Source organism: Mycobacterium sp. TH-M82, assembly GCF_057473605.1.
This window is the reverse complement of record NZ_JBYCKY010000160.1, coordinates 1-7,609: the sequence shown is the minus strand read 5'-3', so window position 1 is coordinate 7,609 and position 7,609 is coordinate 1. Positions and strand designations below refer to the sequence as shown.

The 7,609-nt window shown below is 65.4% G+C and carries 7 protein-coding genes and 1 tRNA gene; 4 read left to right on the top strand and 4 right to left on the bottom strand.

Translation table 11 applies throughout. The features are described from left to right. Positions 1-400 (bottom strand): cutinase family protein (locus tag AC2VON_RS04755; RefSeq protein ID WP_486951909.1); only part of this gene is annotated, 400 nt, incomplete at its 3' end. A gap of 62 nt (positions 401-462) precedes the next feature. Further along, positions 463-1,857: a zinc-dependent metalloprotease gene (locus AC2VON_RS04750; protein WP_486951908.1), complete on the bottom strand. Its 1,395-nt coding sequence runs from the start codon at positions 1,855-1,857 to the stop codon at positions 463-465. A gap of 105 nt (positions 1,858-1,962) precedes the next feature. On the opposite strand from AC2VON_RS04750, the gene AC2VON_RS04745 reads away from it, so the two are divergent. Both AC2VON_RS04745 and AC2VON_RS04740 read left to right on the top strand, forming a co-directional pair. Further along, positions 1,963-3,003 carry a YlbL family protein gene (locus AC2VON_RS04745; RefSeq protein WP_486951907.1) on the top strand — a complete coding sequence of 347 codons (1,041 nt, stop codon included), beginning with the start codon at positions 1,963-1,965 and terminating at the stop codon, positions 3,001-3,003. Between the two features lie 81 nt (positions 3,004-3,084). After that, positions 3,085-6,069 (top strand): UPF0182 family protein, encoded by a 2,985-nt coding sequence (locus AC2VON_RS04740; protein WP_486951906.1) that lies wholly within the window; start codon positions 3,085-3,087, stop codon positions 6,067-6,069. A 123-nt stretch (positions 6,070-6,192) separates the two neighbouring features. On the opposite strand, the gene AC2VON_RS04735 is transcribed toward AC2VON_RS04740, so the two are convergent. Together AC2VON_RS04735 and AC2VON_RS04730 are read right to left on the bottom strand one after the other, a co-directional pair. Further along, complete coding sequence (locus tag AC2VON_RS04735) at positions 6,193-6,606, bottom strand: type II toxin-antitoxin system VapC family toxin (RefSeq protein ID WP_486951905.1); 414 nt, start codon at positions 6,604-6,606, stop codon at positions 6,193-6,195. Further along, a complete protein-coding gene (locus AC2VON_RS04730; RefSeq protein ID WP_486951904.1) occupies positions 6,603-6,866 on the bottom strand; it encodes a type II toxin-antitoxin system VapB family antitoxin in 264 nt (87 codons plus the stop codon). The genes AC2VON_RS04735 and AC2VON_RS04730 overlap by 4 nt, the downstream gene beginning before the upstream one ends. A gap of 221 nt (positions 6,867-7,087) precedes the next feature. On the opposite strand from AC2VON_RS04730, the gene AC2VON_RS04725 reads away from it, so the two are divergent. Together AC2VON_RS04725 and AC2VON_RS04720 are read left to right on the top strand one after the other, a co-directional pair. Further along, positions 7,088-7,213 carry a hypothetical protein gene (locus AC2VON_RS04725; RefSeq protein ID WP_486951903.1) on the top strand — a complete coding sequence of 42 codons (126 nt, stop codon included), beginning with the start codon at positions 7,088-7,090 and terminating at the stop codon, positions 7,211-7,213. Between the two features lie 16 nt (positions 7,214-7,229). Beyond that, a tRNA-Met gene (locus AC2VON_RS04720) sits at positions 7,230-7,303 on the top strand. Positions 7,304-7,609: the final 306 nt, after the last annotated feature.

Genomic DNA, 7,609 nt, shown 5'->3' with positions numbered 1-7,609 from the left:
GCGAATCGGTGGCGAGTTCGATCACGCTCGCGCCCTGGGAATACCCGCCCAGCACGAGTTTGGTGTCGGGGCAGTTGGCCACCACGCTCTCGATGTGAGCGCTCGCGTCGCCGGCACCGACCAATGCGCTGTTGCGATAGTCGTGGCTCGCTGGGTAGTCGACCGGGTAGTCCGCGATCGATCGGCCGGGAACCTGCGACCTGATCGCGTCCACGAACGCCTGCCCGACATCGCCCAGACCGACGGGTTGACCGGAGCCGCGGGCGAAAACCACCTCGCTGTCGGGGCACGGTGCGGACGCCGCCGAAGGAATCCCAGTGGGTACGCTTAGCAGCGCCCACGCCACCAGCGCTGAAACACCAAAAGCACCGGGGATGCGAACAACGTGACGCGCACTCATGGCCTAGATGCTGACACGTCGAGATCTCCGGCGATAAACCAGGTATCGGAGAAGGCTGCGGCTCACTCGTGCGGGGTGTCGCCGGAATCCTTCTCGAACTCGGCGATTGCCCGGTCGATGGCACCGTCGATTCCGCTGGTGTCGCCGCCGATGACGCGGTCGATGAAAGCAGCGGGCTCGTCGAGATCTTCGGGTCCGGGCAGCAGGTCGGGGTGCTGCCAGACCCGGTCGCGGGCGTCGATCCCGGTGGCTGGGGTCAACCCGGTCAACCGGGTCAACCGCTCCCACAGCACCGCTGCCTCGCGCATTTTGCGGGGCCGCAGCTCCAGACCGACCAGGGTGGCGAATGTCTGCTCGGCCGGGCCTCCGGTGGCACGCCGTCGGCGCAGCGTTTCAGACAATGCGGCAACTCCTGGAAGCCGTTCGCCCAGCGCGGCAGTGACCACAGTCTGCACCCAGCCCTCGATTAACGCCAGCAATGTCTCCAGGCGTTGCAGGGCCTGCAACTGTTCCGGGGTCGCCTTGGGCTCGAAAACGCCCTGGTTCAGCAGTTCCTCCATGGCGCCCGGATCGCTCAGCGAGGAGGGGTTGAAGCCCTGGGCCAGCTCTTCGATGCCCCGGACGTCGACCTTCATCCCCCTGGCGTAGGCCTCCACCGCGTTGAGCAGCTGGTTGGTCAGCCACGGCACATGGCTGAACAACCGGTGATGGGCGGCCTCGCGGGCGGCCAGGAAGGTGAGGATTTCACTGCGCGACTGTCCCAGGCCAGCCGACAGCGACTCGATCGCGCCGGGCAGCAGTGCGGCCACCCCCGTCGGGCCCAGCGGCAAGCCGATGTCGGTGGAGGTCAGCACTTCCCGGGAGAGCCGGCCCAGCGCCTGGCCCAGTTGCGAGCCGAAAGCCATTCCGCCGACCTGCGACAGCACCGCCAGCAGCGGCCCGGCCATGCTTTTCGCCTCCTCGGGCAGCGCCGACACCCACACCGAGGAGATCTGCTCGGCCATCGGGTCGCACAGCCTGCGCCACGTGTGCAGGGTGTTGTCGACCCAGTCCTTGGGTGTCCAGGCGACGCCGCCGCTGGTGCCGGCGGGCAGCGATGTCACACCGTCCAGCCAGGTATCGGCCAGGTGCACCGCGTCGCGGACGGCGGTGTTCGTTGCCGCCGGGATCGGCTCGACCGGCCCGATCGAGTTCGACGCCAGTTGCCGGGCCAGCTCGTAATTGACCGGCCCGGACGCTTGCGAACCAGAGCCACCTGCTATCACGGTGCCGGCCCCGCTGAACATCTGGCCCAGCTGGGTGAAGATCTGGCCCAGGTCGGCGACGCTGAAACCGCCGCCCACACCGAACGCGTCGGCTGAGCCCGAGCTCGAACCGGAACCGGAAGGATGTCCGTCGTCGGGCTGCTCGCGGTCGGGGTCATCTCCGGAGGAGAAGCCGAAAGGCAGGTCAGCCATAGACCCAACGGTACCGACCGCACCGGGGACGCGCGAGCAACGGTCACCGAAGCGAGTGAACCGCAGTCGACCGGGTCGAAGTCGGCCCCGTTTACGATACCCCGAGTGAACAGGCGGATTCTGACGCTGCTGGTGGCCCTGGTGCCGGTTGTGGCTTTCGGCATGCTGCTGGCGGTTGTGACGGTGCCCTTCGTGTCGCTGGGTCCGGGCCCGACGTTCGACACGCTCGGCACGTTCGACGGCAGGGAGGTCGTCGACATCCAGGGCACCCCGACGCATACGACCACCGGCCACTTGAACATGACCACCGTGTCCCAGCGTGACGGCCTGACGCTGGGCGAGGCGCTGACCCTGTGGCTCTCCGGGCGCGAACAGTTGGTGCCCCGCGACCTGGTCTATCCTCCGGGCAAGTCGCGGGAAGAAGTCGACGAGGACAGCAACGCCGACTTCAAGGAATCCGAACGGAGCGCCGAATACGCCGCCCTGGGCCACCTGCACTACCCGCCGTCGGTCACCGTGGCAGAGGTGCACGATCCCGGGCCGTCCGCAGGGGTGCTGCAGCCCGGCGACGCCGTGCAGGCGGTCGACGGCACGCCGGTGACCAATGTGGAGCAGTTCACCGCGCTGCTGAAGAACACCAAGCCGGGCCAGGGGGTGGCGATCGACTACCGCCGCAAGAACGCCCCGCCCGGTACCGCGCGCATCACGCTGGGTGAGAACCCAGGTGAGAACGGTGAGAACAAACACGGCGATCACGGGTTTTTGGGCATCGCGGTGCTGGACGCGCCATGGGCACCGTTCACGATCGACTTCAACCTCGCCAATGTGGGCGGGCCGTCGGCGGGACTGATATTCAGCCTGGCCGTCGTCGACAAACTCACCACCGGCAACCTGGTGGGGTCCAACTTCGTCGCCGGCACCGGCACCATCAAGGCCAACGGCGACGTGGGTGCCATCGGGGGGATTTCGCACAAGATGGCCGCGGCGCGCGAGGCCGGTGCGACGGTGTTTCTGGTGCCGTCGGACAACTGCTACGAGGCACGCGCCGACAATGACGGGCTGCAACTGGTCAAGGTAGACAACCTCGGTCAGGCGGTGGACGCGCTGCACGCGATAACCTCCGGCGGCCAGCCGCCCACCTGCTAGCCGGCGCCGGGCCGGCCGGGCTTGCGTACAGTTGTGGCCGTCGGGACGAACCGAGCGGGAAGAATCAGGAAGAACAAGCAAGTGGGTATGCGACCCGCGGCGAGGATGCCGAAGCTTACTCGGCGTAGCCGGATTCTGGTCGCGATCGCGCTGACCGTGATCGCGCTGCTGTTGGTGGGGCCGCGGCTGATCGACGGTTACGTCGACTGGCTGTGGTTCGGCGAGCTGGGCTACCGGCCGGTTTTCACCACCGTGCTGGTCACTCGCCTGGTGGTGTTCGCGGTGGTGGGGCTGGTTGTCGGCAGCATCGTGTTCGCCGGCCTGGCGCTCGGTTACCGGGCCCGGCCGGTGTTCGTTCCCGCCGGCGGGGGCAACGATCCGGTGGCGCGCTACCGGATCGTGGTGACGTCGCGGCTGCGGTTGTTCGGAATCGGGATCCCAACGGCGATCGGCCTGCTGGCCGGCATCATCGCGCAGACCGACTGGGTGCGTATCCAGCTGTTCCTGCACGGCAGCGACTTCGGGGTAGCTGATCCGCAGTTCGGTAAGGATCTCGGTTTCTACGCATTCGACCTGCCGTTCTACCGGCTGGTGGTCAGCTATCTGTTGGTGGCGGTTTTCCTGGCGTTTTTGGCGAACCTGGTGACGCACTACATCTTCGGTGGTATCCGGCTGTCCGGTCGCACCGGTGCGCTGAGTCGTCCGGCACGCATCCAATTGGTCAGCTTGGCCGGCTCGCTGGTGCTGCTCAAGGCTGCCGCCTACTGGCTGGATCGATATGAGCTACTCAGCCACACCCGGGCCGGCAAGCCCTTCACCGGCGCCGGCTACACCGATATCAACGCGGTGCTGCCGGGCAAACTGATCCTGCTGGCGATCGCGTTGATCTGCGCTGCGGCGGTTTTCTCGGCGATCATGCTGCGGGACTTGCGGATTCCCGCTATTGGCCTGGTGCTGCTGTTGTTGTCGTCGCTGATTGTCGGTGCCGGATGGCCACTGGTTGTGGAGCAGATCAATGTCAAACCCAATGCCGCCCAGAAGGAAAGCGAATACATTTCGCGCAATATCACCGCGACCCGGCAGGCCTACGGGTTGACCCGCGACGTGGTCAGCTATCGCAACTACAGCGGCGACGCCCGCGCGACCGCGGCACAGGTCGCTGCTGATGCGGCCACCACCTCGAACATCCGGCTACTCGACCCGACCATCGTCAGCCCCGCATTCACCCAGTTTCAGCAGGGCAAGAACTTCTACTTCTTCCCCGACCGGCTCACCATCGACCGTTATCTCGGCCGGGACGGCAACCTGCGCGACTACGTCGTCGCGGCCCGGGAACTCAACCCGGACCGGCTGATCGACAACCAGCGTGACTGGATCAACCGCTACACCGTCTACACCCACGGCAACGGATTCATCGCCTCGCCGGCCAACACGGTGCGCGGTATCGCCAACGACCCCAACCAAAACGGCGGCTATCCGGAATTTTTGGTCAACGTCGTCGGCGCCAACGGCACTGTGGTCTCCGACGGACCGGCCTTCCTGGAGCAGCCGCGCATCTACTACGGCCCCGTGATCGCCGACACCCCCGCCGACTACGCGATCGTCGGGCGCAACGGCGCCGACCGCGAATACGACTACGAAACCAACACCGAGACCAAGAACTACACTTACGCCGGTGACGGCGGCGTGCCAATCGGTGGCTGGCTGTCACGCAGCGTGTTCGCCGCGAAATTCGCCGAGCGTAACTTTCTGTTCTCGTCCGTGATCGGTTCGGCCAGCAAGATCCTGTTCAACCGCGACCCGGCCCGCCGGGTGAAGGCGGTGGCACCGTGGCTGACCACCGACAGCACCTTGTACCCGGCGGTCGTCAATAAGCGGTTGGTGTGGATCATCGACGGCTACACCACGCTGGACAACTACCCCTACTCCGAACTCACCTCGCTGTCGTCGGCGACCGCTGACTCCAACGAGGTGGAGTTCAACCGACTGCTGCCCGACAAACGGGTGTCCTATATCCGCAACTCGGTCAAAGCCACCGTCGACGCCTACGACGGAACGGTGACGCTGTATCAGCAGGACGAACAGGACCCGGTGCTCAAGTCGTGGATGAAGGTCTTCCCGGGGACGGTCAAACCGAAAAGCGACATCTCGCCCGAACTGGCAAAACATCTGCGCTATCCGGAAGATCTGTTCAAGGTGCAACGGATGCTGTTGGCGAAATACCATGTCAACGATCCGGTCACGTTCTTCTCGACATCGGATTTCTGGGACGTGCCGCTGGACCCCAATCCGACCGCCAGCAGCTATCAACCGCCGTACTACATCGTCGCCAAAAACCTTGCCAAAGACGATAATTCAGCCTCATACCAGCTGACCAGCGCGATGAACAGGTTCAAGCGGGACTACCTGGCTGCCTACATCAGTGCCAGCTGCGACCCAGCGACGTACGGCAAGATCACCGTGTTGACCATCCCCGGCCAGGTCAACGGACCGAAACTGGCCAACAACGCGATCACCACCGACCCCGCGGTGTCGCAAGACCTCGGCGTGATCGGGCGTGACAACCAGAACCGGATCAAGTGGGGCAACCTGCTCACCCTGCCGGTAACCGAGGGTGGGCTGCTCTACGTCGAACCGGTATACGCATCCCCGGGTGCCAGCGACGCGTCCTCATCGTACCCGCGGCTGATCCGGGTGGCGATGATGTACAACGACAAGATCGGCTACGGGCCCACCGTCGGTGACGCGCTCACCGAACTGTTCGGACCGGGTGCCGGGGCTGCCGCGACCCGGATCGCGCCCACCGATGCCGGCGCACCCGCCAATCCGCCGCGGGTCGCGTCGCCGCCCGCCGACGGTTCCGCGCCGCCGGCTGGGGCTCCAGCGACTCCACCGTCGCCGCCCGCCGCCGCCACGCTGTCGCCGGCCAAGGCCGCCGCGCTGCAGGAGATCCAGACGTCGATCGCGGCGGCACGAGACGCGCAGAAGAAAGGCGACTTTGCCGATTACGGTGCGGCGCTGCAACGACTCGAAGACGCCATCAACAAGTTCAACAACGCCCAGTAGCGCCTCGGTGTTGCGCCGCCGAGCGTGCGTGCTGTGGCGAGCGTGCGTGTTCCCGGTCCGACACGCCGACAGCAGACCGTATTCACGCACGCTGGCGCCCCGGGTTGGTACAGGCCGTACGCGTCAGCGCGGCCACGAGCCGACGATCCCCCCACGGAACTCCAGGTCGGTCTTGGGGAAGTCGTCGCCTATTGCTAAGAGGGGCTCGCCGCTGACAAAGGCGGCGGCGTACGTCATGCAGTCGCCGAAGTTGAGTCCAGCCGGGTGCTGGCCTTTTCCGAATCGGGTGAAGGCTTGTAGGGCCGCAACGACGTGGTCCTCGGTATACGCGCCGACCCCGATGTTGAACTCCGCGCGGATGCGCTCGTAGGCGGTGCGCCCTCTCGGCCCGAGACGGCTGGTGAGCACGATCAGGCATTCCGTCGCGCTCGGTGCGGCGATCACTGGGTCTCGGGCGCCGATCAGTGCCGTGGCGATCTGCACAGCCTCGGGCTCGTTCGTGATGAGTGCGACCAGGGCTGAAGTGTCGACGATCACTCGTTGAACCCTTGTGCACCGTAGCCGAGGATGGCTTCGCGATCCTGTTTGGTGATCGGCGCGGACCCTGCTGTCAGTGGCCAGACTTCGAGGCGAAGCACGTCGAGAGCCTGGGCGAGGCGTTCGTGATCATGTGATTCCAGCAGGGCCAGTTGCGCACGGAGCGCGTCACGGATCGCGGCGGTCTTGGTGGTGTTGAGCCGCTGCGCGAGTTGAGTTGCCAGGTTTTCGGTCTGGGCGTCTTTGATGTTCAAAGCCATATGAAGAAAATAGCATAACAGGGTGTAATCTACCGTGGCTCGCCAGCCCGCTGCTCGCCTCGCTGGCCGCGTGGGCGGGCACCGATCGTTGAGGCCGTCTGGCCGATATCCGTGTCCGCAATCTCCGCATCGATGTTGCCGGCAACGGCGACATCGCAGCAAGCGCTCACGCCCTTGCTGAAGCGCGCAGCCCCGCCGCTGATGCACTCCAAGTAGCCCAGGTGGACCACGATGTGCGGGCACTCACCGAGGCCGGCGGGCCGGTGCGTCACAACGCTGAGCTGCTGCATGTCTCACCGGCACGCTGGCGCCCCGCCGACTTGGCAGGTCCGCCGCACATTCGGTAGCCTGACAGATACCCGTCGCGGGGTGGAGCAGCTCGGTAGCTCGCTGGGCTCATAACCCAGAGGTCGCAGGTTCGAATCCTGTCCCCGCTACTAGGTAAAACGGCCCCCGGAGATCACTCCGGGGGCCGTTTTCATGCGGTTTGGGAACACTCTTTGGAAACCTTAGCGGGTCTAAGGAGGGTCTCCAGGAAGAAGCCGATGTTGGCGTGCGCGGCCAACGGGGCTTGGCCGCCGCAAAAATGCAATGTTGCATACCCAACATGTATGCTGTTCTGGCATACACTAGGTATCCTGACTCGTATGCCCGACGTAACGACCATCAAGGTGCCCAAGACGCTACGGGACCGGATCGCGGCTTATGCAGCCGACGAGGGACTCACTGCTCATGCGTTTCTG

Bases quoted from the DNA above. Each gene is read 5' to 3' on its own strand.
- AC2VON_RS04750 (WP_486951908.1), bottom strand. From the start codon at position 1,857: ATGGCTGACCTGCCTTTCGGCTTCTCCTCCGGAGATGACCCCGACCGC.
- AC2VON_RS04730 (WP_486951904.1), bottom strand. From the start codon at position 6,866: ATGGCTTTGAACATCAAAGACGCCCAGACCGAAAACCTGGCAACTCAA.